The sequence below is a fragment of the Vineibacter terrae genome, from assembly GCF_008039615.1.
Taxonomy (GTDB): Bacteria; Pseudomonadota; Alphaproteobacteria; order Reyranellales; family Reyranellaceae; genus Vineibacter; species Vineibacter terrae.
The window spans coordinates 96,621-115,451 of sequence record NZ_VDUZ01000027.1; the positions used below are offsets into that span (position 1 = coordinate 96,621).

At 70.2% G+C, this 18,831-nt stretch carries 21 protein-coding genes; 6 read left to right on the forward strand and 15 right to left on the reverse strand.

Annotated features, from left to right (window positions below):
• Positions 1–173 precede the first annotated feature (173 nt).
• The 5 genes from FHP25_RS41475 to FHP25_RS22580 form a co-directional block, all read right to left on the reverse strand.
• The gene (locus FHP25_RS41475) at positions 174–1,631 is read right to left on the reverse strand and encodes a M23 family metallopeptidase (protein WP_218578524.1); all 1,458 of its coding nucleotides are present in this window, start codon (positions 1,629–1,631) and stop codon (positions 174–176) included.
• Positions 1,632–1,999: 368 nt separating this feature from the next.
• On the reverse strand, positions 2,000–2,818 hold the full coding sequence (locus FHP25_RS22565) for an alpha/beta fold hydrolase (protein WP_231712430.1): 819 nt from the start codon (positions 2,816–2,818) through the stop codon (positions 2,000–2,002).
• 60 nt (positions 2,819–2,878) lie between these two features.
• Positions 2,879–3,592, reverse strand: coding sequence for a Phenylacetic acid catabolic protein (locus FHP25_RS22570; RefSeq protein ID WP_147849217.1), 714 nt, complete (start codon positions 3,590–3,592; stop codon positions 2,879–2,881).
• A gap of 16 nt (positions 3,593–3,608) precedes the next feature.
• Positions 3,609–4,550 carry an SDR family NAD(P)-dependent oxidoreductase gene (locus FHP25_RS22575; protein ID WP_178133704.1) on the reverse strand — a complete coding sequence of 314 codons (942 nt, stop codon included), beginning with the start codon at positions 4,548–4,550 and terminating at the stop codon, positions 3,609–3,611.
• Between the two features lie 24 nt (positions 4,551–4,574).
• Positions 4,575–5,615 carry a 2Fe-2S iron-sulfur cluster-binding protein gene (locus FHP25_RS22580; RefSeq protein ID WP_231712431.1) on the reverse strand — a complete coding sequence of 347 codons (1,041 nt, stop codon included), beginning with the start codon at positions 5,613–5,615 and terminating at the stop codon, positions 4,575–4,577.
• A gap of 106 nt (positions 5,616–5,721) precedes the next feature.
• On the opposite strand from FHP25_RS22580, the gene FHP25_RS22585 reads away from it, so the two are divergent.
• The 3 genes from FHP25_RS22585 (at position 5,722) to FHP25_RS22595 (ending at position 7,501) form a co-directional block, all read left to right on the forward strand.
• Positions 5,722–6,228, forward strand: a complete 507-nt coding sequence (locus FHP25_RS22585) for a MarR family winged helix-turn-helix transcriptional regulator (protein ID WP_147849220.1) — start codon at positions 5,722–5,724, stop codon at positions 6,226–6,228.
• An 81-nt stretch (positions 6,229–6,309) separates the two neighbouring features.
• Positions 6,310–6,768: a PaaI family thioesterase gene (locus tag FHP25_RS22590; protein ID WP_147849221.1), complete on the forward strand. Its 459-nt coding sequence runs from the start codon at positions 6,310–6,312 to the stop codon at positions 6,766–6,768.
• A complete protein-coding gene (locus tag FHP25_RS22595; RefSeq protein ID WP_147849222.1) occupies positions 6,752–7,501 on the forward strand; it encodes an SDR family NAD(P)-dependent oxidoreductase in 750 nt (249 codons plus the stop codon). The genes FHP25_RS22590 and FHP25_RS22595 overlap by 17 nt, the downstream gene beginning before the upstream one ends.
• A gap of 41 nt (positions 7,502–7,542) precedes the next feature.
• On the opposite strand, the gene FHP25_RS22600 is transcribed toward FHP25_RS22595, so the two are convergent.
• Positions 7,543–8,310 carry a TerC family protein gene (locus FHP25_RS22600; RefSeq protein ID WP_147849247.1) on the reverse strand — a complete coding sequence of 256 codons (768 nt, stop codon included), beginning with the start codon at positions 8,308–8,310 and terminating at the stop codon, positions 7,543–7,545.
• 271 nt (positions 8,311–8,581) lie between these two features.
• On the opposite strand from FHP25_RS22600, the gene FHP25_RS22605 reads away from it, so the two are divergent.
• Together FHP25_RS22605 and FHP25_RS22610 are read left to right on the forward strand one after the other, a co-directional pair.
• Positions 8,582–9,337, forward strand: a complete 756-nt coding sequence (locus FHP25_RS22605) for a DUF169 domain-containing protein (protein ID WP_147849248.1) — start codon at positions 8,582–8,584, stop codon at positions 9,335–9,337.
• Positions 9,334–9,891: a 2'-5' RNA ligase family protein gene (locus FHP25_RS22610; RefSeq protein ID WP_147849223.1), complete on the forward strand. Its 558-nt coding sequence runs from the start codon at positions 9,334–9,336 to the stop codon at positions 9,889–9,891. The genes FHP25_RS22605 and FHP25_RS22610 overlap by 4 nt, the downstream gene beginning before the upstream one ends.
• Here the strand turns inward: FHP25_RS22610 and FHP25_RS22615 are convergent.
• The 6 genes from FHP25_RS22615 to efp form a co-directional block, all read right to left on the reverse strand.
• Positions 9,878–10,918: a lactonase family protein gene (locus FHP25_RS22615; protein ID WP_147849224.1), complete on the reverse strand. Its 1,041-nt coding sequence runs from the start codon at positions 10,916–10,918 to the stop codon at positions 9,878–9,880. The two genes, FHP25_RS22610 and FHP25_RS22615, sit on opposite strands and share 14 nt — an antisense overlap.
• Positions 10,919–10,994: 76 nt before the next feature.
• A complete protein-coding gene (locus FHP25_RS22620) occupies positions 10,995–12,458 on the reverse strand; it encodes a peptidoglycan-binding protein (RefSeq protein WP_147849225.1) in 1,464 nt (487 codons plus the stop codon).
• 3 nt (positions 12,459–12,461) lie between these two features.
• Positions 12,462–13,751, reverse strand: coding sequence for a flagellar motor protein MotA (locus tag FHP25_RS22625; protein WP_231712432.1), 1,290 nt, complete (start codon positions 13,749–13,751; stop codon positions 12,462–12,464).
• 120 nt (positions 13,752–13,871) lie between these two features.
• Positions 13,872–14,471 carry an OmpA family protein gene (locus FHP25_RS22630; RefSeq protein ID WP_147849226.1) on the reverse strand — a complete coding sequence of 200 codons (600 nt, stop codon included), beginning with the start codon at positions 14,469–14,471 and terminating at the stop codon, positions 13,872–13,874.
• A gap of 49 nt (positions 14,472–14,520) precedes the next feature.
• Entirely contained in the window at positions 14,521–15,303 is a 783-nt protein-coding gene (locus tag FHP25_RS22635; protein WP_147849227.1) for an inositol monophosphatase family protein, read from the reverse strand.
• 259 nt (positions 15,304–15,562) lie between these two features.
• Positions 15,563–16,132, reverse strand: a complete 570-nt coding sequence (gene efp, locus FHP25_RS22640) for an elongation factor P (RefSeq protein WP_147849228.1) — start codon at positions 16,130–16,132, stop codon at positions 15,563–15,565.
• A gap of 246 nt (positions 16,133–16,378) precedes the next feature.
• Between efp and FHP25_RS22645 the strand changes: the two genes are divergently transcribed.
• The gene (locus tag FHP25_RS22645; RefSeq protein ID WP_147849229.1) at positions 16,379–16,720 is read left to right on the forward strand and encodes a hypothetical protein; all 342 of its coding nucleotides are present in this window, start codon (positions 16,379–16,381) and stop codon (positions 16,718–16,720) included.
• Positions 16,721–16,729: 9 nt separating this feature from the next.
• Here FHP25_RS22645 and FHP25_RS22650 read toward each other — a convergent pair whose 3' ends face one another.
• From FHP25_RS22650 to FHP25_RS22660, 3 genes are read right to left on the reverse strand one after another with little or no spacing between them, the layout of a single operon-like run.
• Positions 16,730–17,131: a FixH family protein gene (locus tag FHP25_RS22650; RefSeq protein WP_147849230.1), complete on the reverse strand. Its 402-nt coding sequence runs from the start codon at positions 17,129–17,131 to the stop codon at positions 16,730–16,732.
• Complete coding sequence (locus FHP25_RS22655; RefSeq protein WP_147849231.1) at positions 17,128–17,853, reverse strand: ABC transporter ATP-binding protein; 726 nt, start codon at positions 17,851–17,853, stop codon at positions 17,128–17,130. The genes FHP25_RS22650 and FHP25_RS22655 overlap by 4 nt, the downstream gene beginning before the upstream one ends.
• The gene (locus tag FHP25_RS22660; RefSeq protein ID WP_147849232.1) at positions 17,846–18,751 is read right to left on the reverse strand and encodes a branched-chain amino acid ABC transporter permease; all 906 of its coding nucleotides are present in this window, start codon (positions 18,749–18,751) and stop codon (positions 17,846–17,848) included. The genes FHP25_RS22655 and FHP25_RS22660 overlap by 8 nt, the downstream gene beginning before the upstream one ends.
• Positions 18,752–18,831: the final 80 nt, after the last annotated feature.

Sequence of the window (18,831 nt, forward strand, 5' to 3'; positions counted from 1 at the left end):
TGACACGGCACGCTGGTGGTGAACGCCACCATTATGCGCACTTTAGGCTGACTTGTTTGCGGGGCGCAATCGGGCCTGCGTGCCGCCGAGGACACGGACCGCCAGAACGCAGCGCGCCGGCGGATGGCCGCCGGCGCGCTGGACGTGCTCGTCAATAACGCCGGCGCGTTGTTCTACAGCCGATTGTAGCCATCGGCCTCGCTGCTGGTCCGCCGGCCCGAGCCGCCGCGGGCCATGCCGGCGGTGGTGCGCTGCCAGTCACGGAAGGAGACGAGGTCCTGGCCGTTCAGCCGGCCGCCGCCGTTGGCGACATAGGGCGCCGGGTTGACGAACTGCCCGTCGACCAGCACGCAGAAATGCAGGTGCGGGCCGGTCGAGCGTCCCGTGCTGCCGACATAGCCGATCAGCTGTCCCTTGCGCACGCGCGTGCCCGGGGTGACGCCCGCGGCGAAGTTGGACATGTGGCTGTAGCTGGTCGCCAGCGAATCGCTGTGCACGATGCGGACGGTCTTGCCGTAGTTGTAGTACCACCCGGCATAGTCGACGACGCCGTCGGCAGCCGCGATGATGGGCGTGCCGTACCGGCCGGCGACGTCGAGGCCGTTGTGGAAGGCGGCCCAGCGCCCCAGGCGACGGGTGCCGAAGGGCGAGGAGATGTGGCTGCCTTCGATGGGCAGCGCCATGCTCGAATCGCCGACGCGGTTGCCGTTCTCGTCGAAGAAGCCCTCGGGCTGGCTGCGCGGCGAGAACCACCAGACCTGGGCCCGCGTGTTGCGGTCGTAGATCGTGGCGGTCAGCAGCCGCGGCTGGCCGTCACCGGTCTTGCCGTTGACCAGCTCGATGCTGGCGGAGCGGCGGTCCAGAGAGGCGGGCGCGACGGCGGCCAGCGCCAGCGCTGCCGAGCGTGCCGTGCTCGCGTCGACACCGGCATTGGCCAGGGCGACATTGGCATCGCCGTTGGCCGACACGCGGCGCAGGCCCACCGTCGATTGCGCGATGTCGCGCAGCGATCGTGCCGTGCGCTGCGGCTGGCCGAGGCCCGCGCTCCACACCTTCGGATCGTCCTGGCCGCTCTCGGCGCTCGACGGGTCACTGCCCTGGTTGCCGCCACGCGACACGGCCGGCGCGCTGGCGTTCGCCGTCGCTGTCACGCCCTTGGCGGCGAATGTGCCGTCGCCGTTGCGCTCGACCTCGGCCACCAGGCCGCCGGCGCCGTAGATCTGCAGCGATTGCAGCCGTTGCGGCGCGCCGTCGGCGGCCATGGCCGCGCGGCCGGTGCTGCCGGCGCTCAGCGGCGTGTCCTTGAGGGCTGCCGTCACGCTCCTCGCTGCGGCGCGCGCGTCGTTGGGGGTGACGCCGACCGCTACGAGCTGCTCCTCCAGCGGACGCGCCGGATCGATGGCGAACGGCTTCGCCTCTTCCGCGGTGGCGGCGGCAGGCGCGGCGGGCGCCGGGGCGGGGCGCGTCGCCGTCTTGCTGGGCACCGCGACGCGCTTGGCGCCGGTCGTCGCGGCCGGCTTGACCGCCGTCGGCTTGCTCTTGGATGTGGTCGCCGTCGCCTGCTGCGGCGGCCGGATGACTTGTGTGTTGGGAGCTGCCCAGGCGACGCTCAGAGCGCCTGCTGCAGTCATCAGCCCCAAGGAAGTTGCGAATCCAACGACGACAATGCGTCGCCGATGCCCGGTTTTGTCCGGCATGAAGCCCTTCCCCGCATGACGTGGATGGATAGACGGATTGTCTTGTCGGGCGGGGTGGGTCGATCCGCGCCGGAAAGACGCGAGGCGCGGATCGGCCGGCCCTGCCCTGTGGTTGGCCGGACTTTACACGGAACCATGCGTTGGGAGTCCAGTGGAAAGTTGCAAATATGCAACACCGGTTGGTCGCACCCGAACAAACCGGGAATAGTGAGCGTACGGATCATTCACGCGCTTCCGTGCCGCGGCACGGCTTGCCGATGCGGGCGCGCGGTGCGTTGCCGTTGCTGACGTTGCGGTGCGGATCAACCAGCTTCGGCGAGGAAGTCGCTGACGAGACGATTGAACTGCGTGGGACGCTCGAAATACGCCGAGTGTCCCGCGTTCGCGATCTGCGCGGCGCGGCCCTTGGCCATGGCCGCCGCCAGATGCGGCGCGATGAACGACGGGAAGACGATATCCTCCGCGCCGGTGACGAACAGGGTTGGCACGGCGATGCGCCGCGCGTCGTCGAGGCCGCGCACGCGCGTCTCGCCCAGGCGCTGGCGCACGGCCTCCTTGTCGAGCGCCGCGTTGATGGCGTCGATGCTGGCGTAGAGGAAATGATGCGCCGGCTGCTCCATCGTCATGCGCGCGCCGGCGGCGACATGGATGCCGCGGTCGCGCAGCGCGGCGTGCTGCGCCGCCGCCTCGCGCTGCCAGGCATCGAGCTGCGCGCCGCCGGTGGGATCTGCGGCCCGCGGATCGAGCGTCCCCGATGTCGCGGCCAGCACGAGGCCCTTCAGCGCCGCCGGTCGGCGCAGCGCGTACTCGACCGCCGACCAGCCGCCCATCGACTGGGCGACGATGCGCACGTCGGTCAGCCGCAGATGCGCGATCAGCGCTTCGAGGTCGTCGACATAGTCGCGCGGGTGCGGTCCACCGGCGATCGGGTCGGACGGCGCGAAGCCGCGATGGGCGAAGGCGATGCAGGTGTGGCGCTCGGCGAAATGCGGCATCTGCTGCCACCACGACAGGTGGTTGCCGCCAAGTCCGTGCGCGAAGATGATCGCGGGCCCTGCGCCCATGACCTCGTAGTAGACGCGGCCATCGGGCCGGCCGAGGAAGCCACGCTCGGGCGTCACGGTGATTCCTCTCCTGGTTCGCCGGCCGTGCGCATCACGGTGCTCAGCGCGATCATCAGCTCACGCCGCCTGCTGATGCTCGGGCAACGTAAGGCCGTGCCTGGCCGTGACCTCGCGCGCGCGATTGAGGAAGTCGGCCCGCATGTCGTCGTTGGTGCGCAGCTTGATGCCCCACTTGCGGAAGATCTCGTTGTTGCGCGACTTGGAGCCGCCGAAGAAGGCGGGCAGGTAGGGGAAGTAGCGGTTGACCGCATCCTGCAGCCGGGCCTTGCCGTCCGGCGTCTTCACCAGCTCGGCGGTGAAATCCTCGCCGAACTGGGCGTGGAAGCGCTCCTCGGGCATTGTGGCGCGCGCCAGGTTGCGCAGCGGATGGAAGGCGCAGTGCAGCAGATCCTCGACCTGCAGGATCTCGGCCAGGTCGGCAAGCAGCTTGATGGCGACGAACTCCTCCCACGTCTTCAGCGGAAACTCGAAGATCGACAGCGGCCGCTTGCCGTTATGCGGCACCATGCGCGCCGCGGGGATGCCGATCTGCTCGCCGAGCTGCTTGAAGCGCACATGGTGGCCGTACTCCTCCATCGCCACGCGGCAGGTCAGCCATTTGGCATAGGGCGTCGGCGCCAGGGCGATGGCCGGCTCGTCGAACACCTGCGCGCCGTAGAGCTCGTTGATGGCGTGGCTGATCACCAGCTTCGAGACGGCGTCGCGGAATTCCTCCGGCGCGTCCTTCAGCTCGGCGACGGTCTTGACGACGATGGGCGCTGCTTGGCTCATGCGGACCTCCTGCGTCTCAGACGACAGGCTCGGTGTTGAACGCTTCCAGGTCGGTGGTGAGGTCGGTCATCTTGCCGGCGCCGTCGCGCATCAGCGCCGCGGCCAGGGCCTGCGCCGTCCAGTCGGCGCCGTCGCTGGCCAGCCGTGCCACCGGCCGCGGCTGGCCGAACAGGAACACTTCCCGGCCGCGCACGCCCAACAGTTGGCCCGTCATCGATTTGGCGGCCGGACTGCACAGCGCCAGGACGAGGTTCGCGACATGCCTGGCGTCGATCCTCAGCGCCCGTTCCTTGTAGCTGCGCTGCGCATCGTTGGCCGGCTGGATGATGTCGGTGACCCGCGTGCGGGCGAAGGGCGCCACGGCGTTGGCCGTGATCTGCGCCCGCGCCAGATCCATCGCCGTGACGCGGGTCAGGCCGAACAGCCCGGCCTTGGCGCTGGCGTAGGCGGCCTGGCCGAGATTGCCGTAGAGCCCGGCCGACGAGACCATGTTGATGATGCGGCCCCAGTCGTAGCTGCCGCCGGCGCGGCCGGCCTTGCCCTGGTCGCGCATAACGGCGCTGGCGGCAGCGGTGAGGTAGAACGGCGCCGACAGGTTGGTGCGGATCACCGCCTCCCAGTCGCGCGGGTCGGCTCTGAAGACGAACGAATCCCGCAGGATGGCGGCGTTGTTCACCACGATGTCGAGGCCGCCGAAGGTGCGCACGGCAAGATCGACCACGGCCTTGGCCGTGCTCGGCGAGGCGATGCTGTCACTGTAGGCTATGGCGCGATCGCCCAGCGCCTTGGCGGCGTCGGCGGCCACCGCGGCGTCGGCGCCGTTGCCGTCGATGCCGGTGCCGTTGTCGGCGATCACGACCTTGGCGCCGGCATCGGCCAGCGCGGTGGCGACGGCCTGGCCGATGCCGCGTCCGGCGCCGGTCACGATCGCCACCCTTCCTTCAAGCAATGCGGCCACGTCCGTCTCCACCGATGGTTGCCTTCACATCTGCGCGCCGGTCTTCCTGCCCGCTTCCTGCATCTCGGCGGCGGTGTAGAAGGCGTCGGCATGCACGTCGATGCGGCGCAGCCCGCGCGCCAGCAGCAGGCGGGTCGCGGCCTCGACCATCACCGGCGGCCCGGCGATGTACGCCTTGCAGCCGTCGAGGTCGGCGAGGTCGCGGCCGGCGATCTCGTGCACGAAGCCCGTGCGCCGCGTCGTGGCGCCTTCGGGATCGCTCAGCACCGGCGTGAAGCGCAGCGTGGGATGGGCGGCCGCCAGAGCCGCGAAATGCTCGACAAGGTAGAGGCCGCGCTCATCGCGCGCGCCGAAATAGAGATGGATCGGTTGCGGCATCTTCAGCGCCAGCGCCTGCTCGACGATCGATTTGATGGGAGCCAGGCCCGAGCCGCCGGCGATGGCCAGGATCGGCCCGCGATGGCTTTCGCGCAGGTACGACGTGCCAAATGGTCCTTCCACCCGCACCTTGTCGCCGAGCTTCACCTGTGTGGCGACGTGGGCGCTGGTGTTGCCGCCGGCCATGCGGCGGATGTGGAACTCCAGCAGCGATGCGCCCGGCGGATTGGCCATCGAGTAGTCGCGCGGCGGCGCGCCGTCGAACGTGACGCTGGCGAACTGGCCGGCCGAGAAGGTGAAGGGCCCGCCGCTGCTCACCGCCAGCAGCACGCGCTTGATGTCGTGGGTGGCGTCGTCGATCGCGACCACCGTCGTCGCCAGGATGCGGCGCGGATGGACGATCAGGTCGTCCTCGTCGAGCCACGCCACCTCGCAGGCGGAGTCGGGCACGGCGCGGCAGGCGAGGATGAGGCCGCGGTCGCGTTCCTCGTCCATCAGCGCGAAATCGGAGTAGCCGTCGAGCGTCACCGCGCCGTCGAGCAGATGCGACTTGCAGGCGCCGCAGTTGCCGGACTGGCAGCCGTGGGGATAGGGGATTCCGGCGTCCAGCGCCGCCTCCAGGATCGTCACGCCGACGCCGCACGCGATCTCGGCGCCGGTGTTGGTGATCTTGACGAGATGACCCACGCGCGACCCCTTGCACCGCTCGACAGGCCCATCGGCCGCCGATACTGTCGTGGGGAGGGGAAATTGTTGGCTCCCCAAACAATATCTCCTGGTAGCATGAAGCTCCATGCCGCGTCCATCCCGTCACAGTGACATGCCATCGCCGGACACTGCCGGGCCGGGCAGTGATGGCCTGGATCGCGGCATGCTGCCGGGCCTGGTGGGCTATGCCCTGCGCCGTGCCCAGGTCGCCGTGTTCCAGGATTTCGCGCGCGAGATGGCCGCGATGCGGGTGCCGGTGACGCCGGGCGAGTTCGGCATCCTGGTTCTCGTCTCGCGCAATCCAGGGCTCAGCCAGACGGCGCTCGCCCGCGCCATCGGCGTCGACCGCTCGACCCTGGTGCCGATCCTGGACCGCCTCGAGCGGCACGGGCTGATCAAGCGGCACCCCTCGCCGACCGACCGGCGCAGCCACGCGCTGGAGCTGGGCGCGGCGGGCATGGCGCTGCTGCCGCTCTACGAAGCGGCCGTGCGCCGCCACGAGCGGCGCATCCAACGCCGGCTCAGGGCGGGCGAGGGCGGGGCGCTGATCGCCGCGCTGGACCTCCTGCTCGACGGCGCCACGTCGCGATAGGGCCGGTCGCACGTTGTTTGTCCGGCGTGCCTCGATTCATGCTAGGGCGAGACCCTGACCTGACATGCATGGATCCACGGGATGACCGACGAGGAGATTCTTCACCGCTTCAACACCTGCCCCCAGCCGGCCAGCACGACGCTGGGCGCCGAGGTTCTCGACATCGACACATCGGCGGGCAAGGTGACCCTGCGCTGCACGGCCACGCGCGAGCATTGCCATTCAGTCGACTGGAATCCCAAGGGCGGCATCGTGCAGGGCGGCTTCGTCACCGGCTGGCTCGACGCCGCCATGGCGACGGCCTGCATCGCGCGCGCCAAGTTCGCCGTCTCGGTCCCCAGCCTGGAGATCAAGGTGAGCTTCCTGGCGCCGGCGCACCCCGGCATCTACCTGGCCAAGGGCTGGATTCAGCGCTGGGGCCGCACGATCGCCTTCCTCGAAGGGGATCTGCGCGACACCAGCGGCAAGCTGATCGCCACCGCCAGCTCGACGGCCATGCTCGCGCCGCTGCCGGCGACGGCCAATGCCAACGCCGCCTGATGCGCGCGTCGCGCTGGTCACCGGCTCGACCTCGGGCATCGGGGCTGCGATCGCGCGCCGGCTGGCGCGCGACGGCTATGCCGTCGTGATCCATGGCCGGCGGGCCCGCAGCGATGCCGAGGCCAACCGGGCCGAGATCGGCGCCGTCGACTACATCGCCGCCGATCTGGCCGATGCGGCGCAGGCCAGCCGCCTGATCGCCGAGCTGCTGCAGCGCCATGGCCGGCTCGACGTGCTGGTCAACAACGCCGGTGAATCCGTGCGCATTCCGCACGCCGATTTGAAGGCCGCGACGCCTGCGGTCTGGCGCCGCATGATGGACGTGAACGTCATCGCGCCCTGGGTGCTGGTCGCCGAAGCCGAGGCCGCCTTGCGCCGCTCGGCCGAGACCGGCCGGCCAGCCTGCATCATCAACATCGGCACGCATGCCGCCGTGCGGCCCAAGGGCGGCTCGATCCCCTATGCCGCCAGCAAGGCGGCGCTGCACCACGCCACCAGGCTGCTGGCGCTGACGCTGGCGCCGGCGATCCGCGTCAACGGCGTGGCGCCCGGCCTGGTCGACACGCCGATGAGCGCCGGCTGGGATGCCGCCTACGAGCTGTGGAACACGCGCTCGCCGATGAAGCGCGTGGCGCAGCCCGACGACATCGCCGACCTTGCCGCCGCCCTGATCGCCAACGACTACGTCACGGGCGAGATCGTCATCGCCGACGGCGGCCTGAACCTGACGTGATCCCGGCCGCGCCGCTCCAGCGGCGCGGCCCGGCCGGTGTCCTACGCCTTCCCCGGCGCCGCCTTGACGGCAGTGCGGCGCTGATGGGCGCGGCGCGCCAGCATGTTCAGCATCTCGACCAGCACCGAGAACGCCATGGCGGCATAGATGTAGCCCTTGGGAATGTGGGCGCCGAAGCCCTCGGCGATCAGCGTCATGCCGATCATCAGCAGGAACGCCAGGGCCAGCATCACCAGGGTCGGGTTCTTCTGGATGAAGCGCGACAGCGGCTCGGCGGCCAGCAGCATCACGGCGACCGCCACGATCACCGCCACGACCATGATCGGCACGTGCGGCGTCATGCCGACGGCGGTGATGATGCTGTCGATGGAGAACACCAGGTCCAGCACCAGGATCTGGGCGATGGCGGCGCTGAAGCCGAGGCCGGCTTCGCGGCCGCTGAGGAAGTCGGGGTGCGGGTCGGGGTCGACGCTGTGGTGGATCTCCTTGGTCGCCTTCCAGACCAGGAACAGGCCGCCCGCGATCAGGATCACATCGCGCCAGGACAGGAACAGCGTCTGGCCGAACAGCTCGATCGGCGCCGTGGCGCGCACGATGAGCGCGATCGTGCCCAGCAGCCCCAGCCGCATGATCAGCGCCAGGCCGATACCGATGCGTCGTGCCCGGGCCCGCTGATGCTCGGGCAGCTTGTTGGTCAGGATCGAAATGAAGATCAGGTTGTCGATGCCGAGCACCACCTCGAGCGCGACCAGTGTCGCCAGCGCCACCCAGGCAGTGGGGTCGGCGGCCAGCGCCATGATGTTTTCCAGCATCTCGTCACCCTTTTGTTCTATGCATTGATTGCCGTGCGTCCGGCCGGCGATCCGGCAGGCGCCCGGCATTCCAAGGTGATGGGGCGCAGGCGCCAATTCAAGTGTGGACCAGGGTTCGGCCATCGACGTCGGTGACGATGCCATTACAATAGGCAGATCGCGTTGCTACGGAGAGGAAGCCATGCCCGCGCCATCTACCCCCGCCACCGACCTGCCGCCCGGCTACAAGGTCAAGCCCTGGACCCCACCGGAGACGATCACGGGGCAGATGCTGGCCGAGGCGACGACGAAGCTGAACGACCTGCTGCGCATCCGCACGCTGCCCATCGGGATGAAGCTGTTCACCGACCCGGCCGACATGGACAAGATCTCTGGCCTGCGCCGGCCCAGCGAGGGGCACCGCTTCACCATGTGCCAGATGGTGACCCAGTCGCGCTGGTCCGGCTTCACGCTGGGCATCACGGTCGACAACACGCGCGGCGGCAATTGCGGCGGCGTCGTCGGGTTGAACCACCCCGGCGAAGGCTTTCTCTCCGGCGATCACATGAACGGCGTCTGGTTCGGCAACAAGGAAGCCGCGCGCATGCATCAGGCCACCATGCCGCGGGTGCCGCATGGCATCTACAACGGACTGGTCGTGGCGCCGCTGCGCGCCGCGCGGCTCGATCCGCCCGACATCTGCCTGTTCTACGGCACGCCGGGCCAGATGATCTTCTTCATCAACGGCCTGCAGTTCCACCGCTATCGCCGCTACGATTTCACCGTCACCGGCGAGAGCGCCTGCGCCGACTCCTGGGGGCGGGCGCTGTCGACGCGCCAGACCTCGCTGTCGCTGCCGTGCTTCGCCGAGCGCCGCTATGGCGGCGTCGCCGACGACGAGCTTCTGATGGCATGCCCGCCCGACGAGTACCTGCGCGCCGTCGAAGGCATGGGCCACCTGTCGAAGAACGGCCTGCGCTACCCGTTCCCGCCCTACGGCGCGGCGGTCGATCCGGCAGCGGGCATGGCCAAGAGCTACGGATGAGCCCACGGCTCTACGTCGTCGGTTTTCCCGAGCTGGCTCCGGCGGACGCGCAGCTGCTGCAGCAGCTGCGCGCCCGCTACCATCCGACCCAGGCCGATCGCATCGGCCCGCATGTCACCTTCGCGTTCGCGCTGCCGCCGGAGGCCGAGGACGCGCTTGCGGCCCAGGTCGACGCCGTCGCCGCCACCACCGCGCCGATCGCCTTCACGCTGCGCAAGGTGACACCCGTTGCCGACGCGGCGTCGGGCCGCGCCTACATCACGCTGGTGCCGCATCGCGGCCACCTGGCGATGATCGACCTGCACCGGCGCCTGCATGACGGCCCGCTCGAGCGTTATCGCGAGCCCGCGATCCGCTTCGAGCCACACCTGACCGTGGGCATGTTCGAGAGCGCCGACGAATCGGTGGCCGGCATCGCTGACCGGATCGCCGCGGAGATACGCGATGCCGGCGCGGCCGAGGGCATCGCCGGCCGCATCGCCGCGCTCACGATCGTAGTCGAGGCCGCCGGCGCGGTCACCGAGCGGCGGCGCGTGGCCCTCAGGGCAGGGTGATGATCGTCACCCAGTTGGGATTGCGGCCTACCTGGTATTGGCCCAGCTCCGTCAGCCGGCCGCTGCCGGCGTCGATGCGGTAGCACGACAGGCCGTGCGACACCTGGCCGGCCGCCAGCAGGTAGCGGCCGGCCGGGTCGATCGCGAAGCCGCGGGGCTGCGCCTGGGTCGGCGTGTGCCCGATGAGCGACAGCATCGCCGTGGCAGGGTCGACCCTGAACGCCGCCAAGGTGCTCGAGGTGCGCTCCGAGGCATAGATGAAGCGTCCATCCGGGGTGATGCGGATGTCCGCCGCCCAGGGCTTGCCGCTGAAGCCCGGCGGCAGGGCGGACAGGGTCTGAAGCGCCGTCAGCTGCCCTGACGCGGTGTCATAGGCGAAGACGTCGATGGAGGCGTCGAGCTCGTTGATCAGATAGACGTGCGTGCCCTGCGGGTCGAACACCAGATGGCGCGGCCCGGCCTTGGCCTTCACCCCGATCGTGGGTGGCATGGTGGCGGTCAGCGTCCCGGTCGTGGCATCGAAGTGGAACCGGTTCACGACGTCGCCGCCGAGGCTGGTCGACAGCACGTAGCGGTTGGCCGGGTCGGCGAGGATCGCATGCGCATTGGGCGCGGTCGACAGCACCTGCGATGGCGGCTGCACGGTGCCCGGCGGCGCGATCGGGTTCACCGTCACCTTGTGGCCGACATAGGACGCGCCCAGCAGGAACCGGCCGCTGCGGTCGGTGGCGATGTAGGCCATGCCGTCGGCGAGCTGTCCGTTGGCGGTGTGCGTCAGCCTGCCGCTGGTCGGGTCGATCGCGAAGCCCACCACGGTGAAGGGCTCGGAACGCACGCTGACATAGAGGAAGCGCCGGTCCGGGCTGAGCGCCATCGGCGTCGACGAGCCAGGCTTGTCGATGCCGGGCAGGGTGACCTTGTCGATCAGGGTCAGCCCGCCGTCCGCCGGGTCAAGCCGCAGGATGTGGATGTCGTTGCTTTCCGCGTTGCTCACATAGGCGATGGTCGTGTCGCCGGCATTCGGCATCGTTGGCGCTCCTAGCCTGTTGTCGTCCTGAGCGCAGCGAAGGGTCTTGCTGTGCCGATGTCAAACGCCGCGGCGATCACCGGCTCGTCAGCCTGATCTCGATGCGGCGATTGCGCGAGCGGGCCGCCTCGCTGTTGCCGGGCTCCAGCGGCGCGTTGGCGGCGTAGCCGGCGGCCATCAGGCGTTGCGGCGGCAGGCCCTGGCCTTCGAAGAACTTCACGACCTCGATGGCGCGCGCCGCCGACAGCTCCCAGTTCGACGGGAACTGCGGCGTGCTGATCGGCACCGAGTCGGTGTGGCCCTCGACCTGCAGCACCCAGTTGATGTCGGGCGGGATCGTGGCGGCGATCTCCTTCAGCCGCAGCGCCAGCTCGGTCATGCGCACCACGCCTTCCGGCTTGAGCACCGCTGAAGCCTTGTCGAAGAGAATCTCCGACTGGAACACGAAACGGTCGCCCACGACGTTGATGCCCGGCTGATTGCGCAACGCCTCGCGCATGCGGCCGAAGAACTCCGAGCGGTAGCGCGCCAGCTCCTCGACCTTGCTGGCCAGCGCCCGGTTGAGTCGCTGACCGAGATCGACGATCTGCGCCTGCTGGTCCTTGGCCTTGACGTCGGCCGCATCGAGCGCCGCGGTGAGCCGCTCCAGCTCGGCGCGGGTGGCGTTCATCTCCGCCGTCATGCGCACCAGGGCCGCCTTCGATTCCGCCGACAGCTTCTGCTCCTCGGTGAGCTCGTCCCAGAGCTTGCCCTTCTCCTGGTTGGCCGCGGCCAGCGACGCCGCCAGCCGCGTCAGCTCCAGCTTCTGCCGGTCGATCTCGCGGCGCAGCGCCGCCGCCGCCTTCTCGGCGTCGCCCGATGCCGTCAGCGCCTTGGCCTCGGCCGCCTTGAGCAGCGCCGCCAGTTTGTCGCGATCGCCGGTCAGCGCCAGCAGCTCGGCGCTCAGCTTCTCGCGCTCGCTCATGGCCGCTGTCAGCTCGCGCGCCTGCTTTTCCTGGGCAGCCGTGAGATCGGTGACCTGCTTCTCCAGCGTCGCCTTGTCCCGGGTCAGCGCCGCGGCCTGCGTGGCCAGCTTGTCGCGCTCGCCGCTCAGCTTGTCACGCTCGGCACCAAGCTCACCGATGCGCTTGTTGAGGCGGCCCTGCTCGATGGTGAAGCCATCGATGCGCCGCTCGGTGGCGGCCAGGTCGACCGCCAGCTTGTCGCGCGCTGCCGTCTCGTCGCGCAGCCGCGTGGTCAGCACCGAGACCTGCCTGTCGAGGTCGCCGCCGCGCAGGCGCTCCATGCTCAGCAGGTCGCCCAGCTGCGCGATCTGGCGGTTGAGGCGATCGATCGCCTGGTCGCGGCTCGACACGTCGCCCTTGAGGCGTGAGATCTCCTGCTCGCGCTCGGTGACGGCGCTGCCTAGCGCGAACTGGGCCACGGTGTAGAACGCCAGCAGGAACACCAGCACCATCAGCAGGCTGGCCAGGGCGTCGACATAGCCGGGCCACGTGTAGTCGGCGTGGGCGCCCCGTCGCCGCGACGCGATCGCTGCCATGGCTCAATCCCCCGCGCGGTCGCGCGTGCCGCGCAGCGGCCCGAGGCCGGGCCGCGGCCCGGCCGGGCCCACGGGTGTGGCCGGCGTGGCCGGCCGTGCCGTCGGCGGACTGGGCGGCGGCAGGGCCGGGGTGACGGTCACCGGCGCCGAGGGCGGCGCACCCGGCCCGCCGGCGCTGCGGGCCGCCAGGGTGCGGGCCAGCAGCTTGAACTCGCCGCGCAGCTCGTCGGCCAGCGCCGTGCGGTTGCGCACGGTCTCCTCCAGCAGGCGCGCGGTATAGGCCTCCAGGTTGCGCAGATGGGCACGCGTGGGATCGTCGGTGGTATGCGTCTGGTTGGTGCGCTCGGTGAAGCGCGCCACGGACTCGCGCAGCTCGATGCCGCTCTCGACCAGGCGGCTCATCATCGCCTGCTGCTGATGGATCGTCTCTGCCAGATGCTGCAGCCAGTCGCCGAGCTGGGCCATCGACTCGCCGGTGGCGCTGCGCTGCTCCTCGCTGCGCTCCAACGTGCGCTGCAGCTTGTCGATGCTCTCGGCGCTCTGCTCCAGCAGCGCCTCGACATAGGCTGGCAGCGGCTGGTCGCCATCGACCTGCAGCGAGCCGCCCGACAGGCGGGTCTGGGCGGCAAGCCAGTCCTCGAGGTCGTTGAAGAAGCGGTTCTGCGCCTGGCCGGCCTGCAGCTCCATGAAGCCCAGGACCAGCGAGCCGGAAAGGCCGAACAGCGACGAGCCGAACGCCGTGCCCATGCCTTTGAGCGGCCCTTCGAGGTTCTCCTTCAGGCGGCTGAACATCTGGGCGCCGTCGCCGCCCAGCTGCAGCTTCGAGATCGCGTCGCCGACGGCGCTGACCGTGTCGAGCAGGCCCCAGAACGTGCCCAGCAAGCCGAGGAAGATCAGCAGGCCGATGGCGTAGCGCGAGATCTCGCGCTGCTCATCGAGCCGCGCGGCGATGCCGTCGAGCAGCGAGCGCGTCGCCATCGGCGACAGCCGCAGCTTGTCGCGGCGCTCGCCCAGCATGGTCGCCATCGGCGCCAGCAGCCGCAGCCGGCCGGCACCTGTCGCCGGCGGCTCGTCGCGGCTGACGCCTTCCAGCCACCGCACCTCGCGCCCCAGCAGGAAGACCTGACGGAAGATGAACAGCAGCCCCAGGAACAGGGTCACCAGAATGGCGCCGTTGATCACCGGGTTGTGCCAGAACGTGCGCACCAGGGGCTCGCGCAGGATCCAGGCAACGACGCTGACCGCCGCCAGGAACAGCAGCATGCGCAGCAGGAAGCGGCGCGGTCGGGTCATGCGGGCTCCTTACGATTATCCGGGTGACGGGACAGGATAGCCGCTTTGCCGCCACAATTCGATGGCCGCCGTGCGTCCAGGCATGCGGACCGCGGCCCTGGGCCGCCTGGTGGCGCCGGCTCACGACTTCTTGTCCGCCACCACATCGACCCGGTCGGCAGGGCCGTCATCCGGGCTGCTGCCCAGCGCCTGTATGTCGATACGGATCGACGGTATGCCCTTGAGCATCAGGTAATCGCGCACCAGCGTGCCGCGCTTCAGCGACATGCGGCGCATCTCGCTGGTGCTGGTGCCAGTGCTGCTATAGGACTTCAGCATCGCCCTCAGGGTGCTGTCAGCCTTCAGCGTGCTGACCACGGTATCGAGCACCGCCCGGGCTTCGTTCGACAGCACCATCGCGTTCTTCTCGAAGACCACCCGCATCGGCGCCGGGGCCGCTGACGGCTTGGTCGCGGCCGATGGTGCCGGCGGCGGCGTGGGGGCAGGGGCTGGTGCGCTGGGTTGCGGGCCCTCGGTCACGCCGGCGCGCGGCTGCACCGGCGGCGGCGCCGGCGGTAGCGGCGGCGGCTCGCTGGGCTTGGTGACCCGCTGCGCCAGCTCGACGCGGCCGGCCGGCAGGGGCTGCGCCGGCGCTGGCAGGGCGACCAGGGCGATGCCTGTGGCCAGCACCGCAGCCGTCGCTGCGCGCCGGAACGCGGTCGGGACTCGGTTCGCCGTCATCATGATCCACCAGGATTGTCGCGGCGAACGAGTCGATTTTGAGGCAGATTCAGGCGTTGCTGAGCAGCTTCGACAGCGGTTCGTGCAGCTCGAAATTGCTGGCCAGGATCGAGGGGCCGCCCAGCTGGTAGGGCGCGCCGGCAAGGTCGCTCACCGCGCCACCGGCCTCCTTGACCAGCAGGATGCCTGCAGCAACGTCCCACGGCGACAGATCGAGCTCCCAGAAGCCGTCGAACCGCGCCGCCGCCACGAAGGCGAGGTCGAGCGCCGCGGCGCCGAAGCGGCGCACGCCCGACGTGCCGGCCATCGCCGACTGCAGCGTGCGCAGGTACTCGTCATGGCGGCCCTTGGCCGGATAGGGGATGCCGGTGGCGATCAGGGCGTTCTGCAGGGTGCGCCGGCCGGCCACGCGCAGGCGGCGCGAGCGGATCGAGCTTGGCGTCTCGAGGAAGGCGCCGGCGCCCTTCTCGGCCCAGAACAGCTCGTCGGTGGCCGGGTTCAGCACCAGGCCGGCGGCGATCTCGCCCTGATGCTCCAGCGCGATCGAGATCGCGAAATGCGGCAGGCCGTGCATGAAGTTGGTGGTGCCGTCGAGCGGGTCGACGATCCAGCGATGGGTGCCGTTGCCAGTCGCCGGTTGGCCCTCCTCGCCGAGGAAGCCGTAGTCGGGCCGCGCCCGCAGCAGGTGCTCGCGGATCACCTTCTGGGCGTAGATGTCGGCGTTGCTGACGAAGTCGCCCGGGCCCTTCTCGGTGAACTGCAGGTGCTCGACCTCGCCGAAGTCGCGCTTCAGGCTGCGCGCGGCGGCGAAGGCGGCCCGGACCATCACCATCAGGGTCGGCGATTTGGGGGTCTCGGTGCGCCGTGATTGGGGTGCTGAGCGTTCGCGCGATGTGAGCGGCGCGCGGCCGACACGGGCGACGGGGCGGTCACCATGGCGCGGCCCGCCATGGGGGCCGCCGGAGCGATGGGAAGGAGGCTGGGGCATGATGTCCTGGCGCCGGTCGTTGTCGTCGCCCGCGCGCGGCGGGCGAAGGGGTGCTGTCTGTAGTCGGCGTCGGACGGCGGCGCGGCGCGACGTCCGCGCCGCGTCAGTCCTTGGCCCGCTCGATGTACTCGCCGGTCTCGGTGTTGACCACGACGCGCGTGCCGGCGGCGACGTGCGGCGGCACCATCACCCGCACGCCGTTCTCGAGCAGCGCGGGCTTGTAGGACGAGGACGCCGTCTGGCCCTTCACCACCGCGTCAGCCTCGACGATCTTCAACGTCACCGACTTGGGGATCTCGATGCCGACCGGCGTGGTCTCGTGCATCGAGACGGTGACATCCATTCCGTCCTGGAGGAACTGCGCCCGCTGGGCGCCGATCTGGTCCTCCTGCATGGTGAACTGATCGTAGCTTTCCTTGTTCATGAAGTGAAAGCCGTCACCGTCCTTGTACAGGAACTGGCAGTCGTGGTCGTCGATGCGCACCAGCTCCACGGTCTCGCCGCTGCGGAACCGCTCCTGGAGCTTGTTGCCTTCCTTCAGGGCCCGGGCCTCCAGCGCGACGAAGGCGCCGCCCTTGCCCGGTGTGATGTGCTCGACCTTGATCGCGGCAAAGAGACGGCCGTTGTAGTCGATCACATTGCCGACGCGGATCGAGTTGATGGGAACCTTCATGGGTGCCGATTTGAGAGTAGGGAGTGAAAATGGTCCGGGGGCGGTCCCCCGCCCCCGAAAGCGGGCGGAACCTATCAGAGGGGCTTTCGTGAGGCAACCGGGCAGGGCTGCGTCGTGAACGACGCGGCCGGGCGGCAGGCGGCGGCGCCGGCGGTCGCTGCCGCAGTTTCGCCCGATTGCCGGCCGTATCCTCGCTGGATAGGTGAAGGGAGCGCCCGAAACCCTTGTCGCAGGAGGGATGTTGTCATGTTCGAGCACATCCTGGCCCTGGTCCTGTACGGCGCCGCCAGCCCCTGGGAGGCCGGCGACCCCGCGTCGCATACATGGACCCTGCAGCTCGACGTCAGCGGCCAGCCATCGGCGGTCTGCAACGGCGCCCGCCTGGACGTGCCGGTGGCCGAGGGTGGCCTGATCTATTTCGAGTCCAAAGGCGTCTGGTACGAGGGCGCGGAAGCCGCCAACGGCATGCTCGTGCTGCTGAGCGACGGCGAGCGGCCGCTGTCGCTGTCCGGCGATCCGCGCGCCGGCGGCCGCTGGAGCCGCGGCGGGGATGGCGCCTGCGCCGGCTCCTGGCGCGTGGCGCCCTGAGCGCAGCCCTCACCGCGTCGCGGCCGGCGTGACCTTGTCGGGCTGGAAATCGAGCTTGCGCACCACGATGTCGGGGCGCGGCCCCTTGACCTGCACCTTCACCGCCCATTCGCCCGTCATCTCGAGCTCGATCCGCCCCTGATAGGCGCCCGGCTGCCCGGCGACAGGCATCGCGCGCACCGGCTGGACGCTGTGCGCCATGGGCATCGAGGGCATCTCGGCGGACAGGGTCAGGTCGGTTCCTTCGATCGGCTTGCCGGCAGCATCGGCAATGCGCACCGTGCACAGATAGGCCAGGGCGGCGTCGGCCGGCTGGCAGTCGAGGTCGACGCGCTGGCGTGTCCCCTGGGCCCAGGCCGGGACGCTCAAAAGGGTGATCGCAGTCGCCAGCACCGCCGTCAGCTGTGTCATCGCCGCTCTTCCCTCGAGGGATTGCCGAGATAGGCCACGCCGAGTCCAACCGCACCGCGCAAGGACAGCGCCGGGCCGTCGGCCACGATCCGGCCCTGGGCCATCACCAGCCCCCGGTCGGCGATGCCCAGCGCCAGGGCGGCGTTCTGCTCGATCAGCAGCACGGCCGTGCCGCTGGCGCGCAGGCCGGCGATGACATCAAGGGTCGCCTGCGCCGCGTGCGGGCCCAGGCCCAGGGTCGGCTCGTCGATCAGCAACGCCCGCGGCTGCGCCATCAGCGCGCGTGCCACGACCAGCCACTGACGCTCGCCGCCGCTCAGCGCCGCCGCCGGCTGCGCGAGCCTGTCGCGCAGGCCGGGAAACCACGGCAGCACCGTCTCGAGGCGCTGCCGCGCCAGCCGCAGCGAACCCAGCACATGCGCTCCCGCCAGCAGGTTGTCGCGCACGCTCAAGGTCAGGGCCAGCGGCCGGCCCTCGGGCACATGCGTGAGGCCGCGCGCCGCGATCGCAGCGGCATCCAGCCGCGTGATGTCGGTGCCGGCGAAGCGCACGCTGCCCGCGACCGGCCGGTGGGTGCCGGCGATGGCGCGGGCCAGCGTGCTCTTGCCGGCGCCATTGGGACCCACCAGCGCCACAAGCTCGGTCGCGGCCACGTGCAGCGACACGTCACGCACCGCCAATGTCGCGCCATGGCATGCCGTCAGGCCCTGGACCTCAAGCATGGCGTGTCCGCCGGGCGAGCCGCGAGCGCAGGCGTTGCATCGTGGCCTCGTCGAGCAGGCCACGCGGGCGCCAGATCAGCAGCAGCGCCACCAGGCCACCGAACACGATCATGCGCCAGCCCTGGAACAGGCGGCTGGATTCCAGGATGCCGAGATCGATCAGCACGCCGATCAGCGGGCCAAAGGCGGTGCCCAGGCCACCGATCAGACCATAGGCCAGCGCGTGCACGCCCAGCATGACGTCGAAGAGCCGCGGCTCGATGTAGGTGTTGAGATGCGCGTAGAGCCCGCCGCCCAGTCCCGCGATGGCGCCGGCCACAGCGGCGGTAGCCACGCGCAGGCGGGCCACGTCGGTGCCCAGCAGGCGTGCCAGCACCGGGTCCTGGCCGGTGGCGCGCAGCGCCACGCCGGCACGGCTGCGCTCGAACAGGATCAGGGCCAGCAGCGTGATCAGCAGCAGCGCCCAGATCAGGGCCATGAACGAAAGCGGGTCCCAGCCGTCCTGGAAGGCCCGGCGGATGCCGTTGAAGCCGTTGGGGCCGTCCGGCCCGGTGAGCTCGCCGTCGACCGCTCGCTGGTAGCGCCACAAATCCAGCGCCAGGCGCGTCGTCTCGGCGAAGGCGAGTGTCGCGATCGCGAAATAGAGCCCATGCAGGCGCCGTGTCAGGAAACCGACGGCGCCGCCCCCGAGGCCGCCCACCAGCGCGCCCAGCCCCAACGCCACGGCGAGCGGCCAGTCCCACAGCGTGCTGGCGATGCCGGCGGCATAGGCGCCCAGCCCGAAATATGCCTGCTGGCCGAAGGAGATCGCACCGCTGATCAGCAGCAGGTACGCCGACAGCGCCACGAACGCGATCATGCCGACATTGCTGGCCAGCCCGACCGCGAACCCGTTCATGGCGGCAGCCTTTTGGACCGCGCGCGTCCACGCGCGCACCGGCGCGTCAGCGCCGGATCATGAGCGCGCGTGGACGCGCG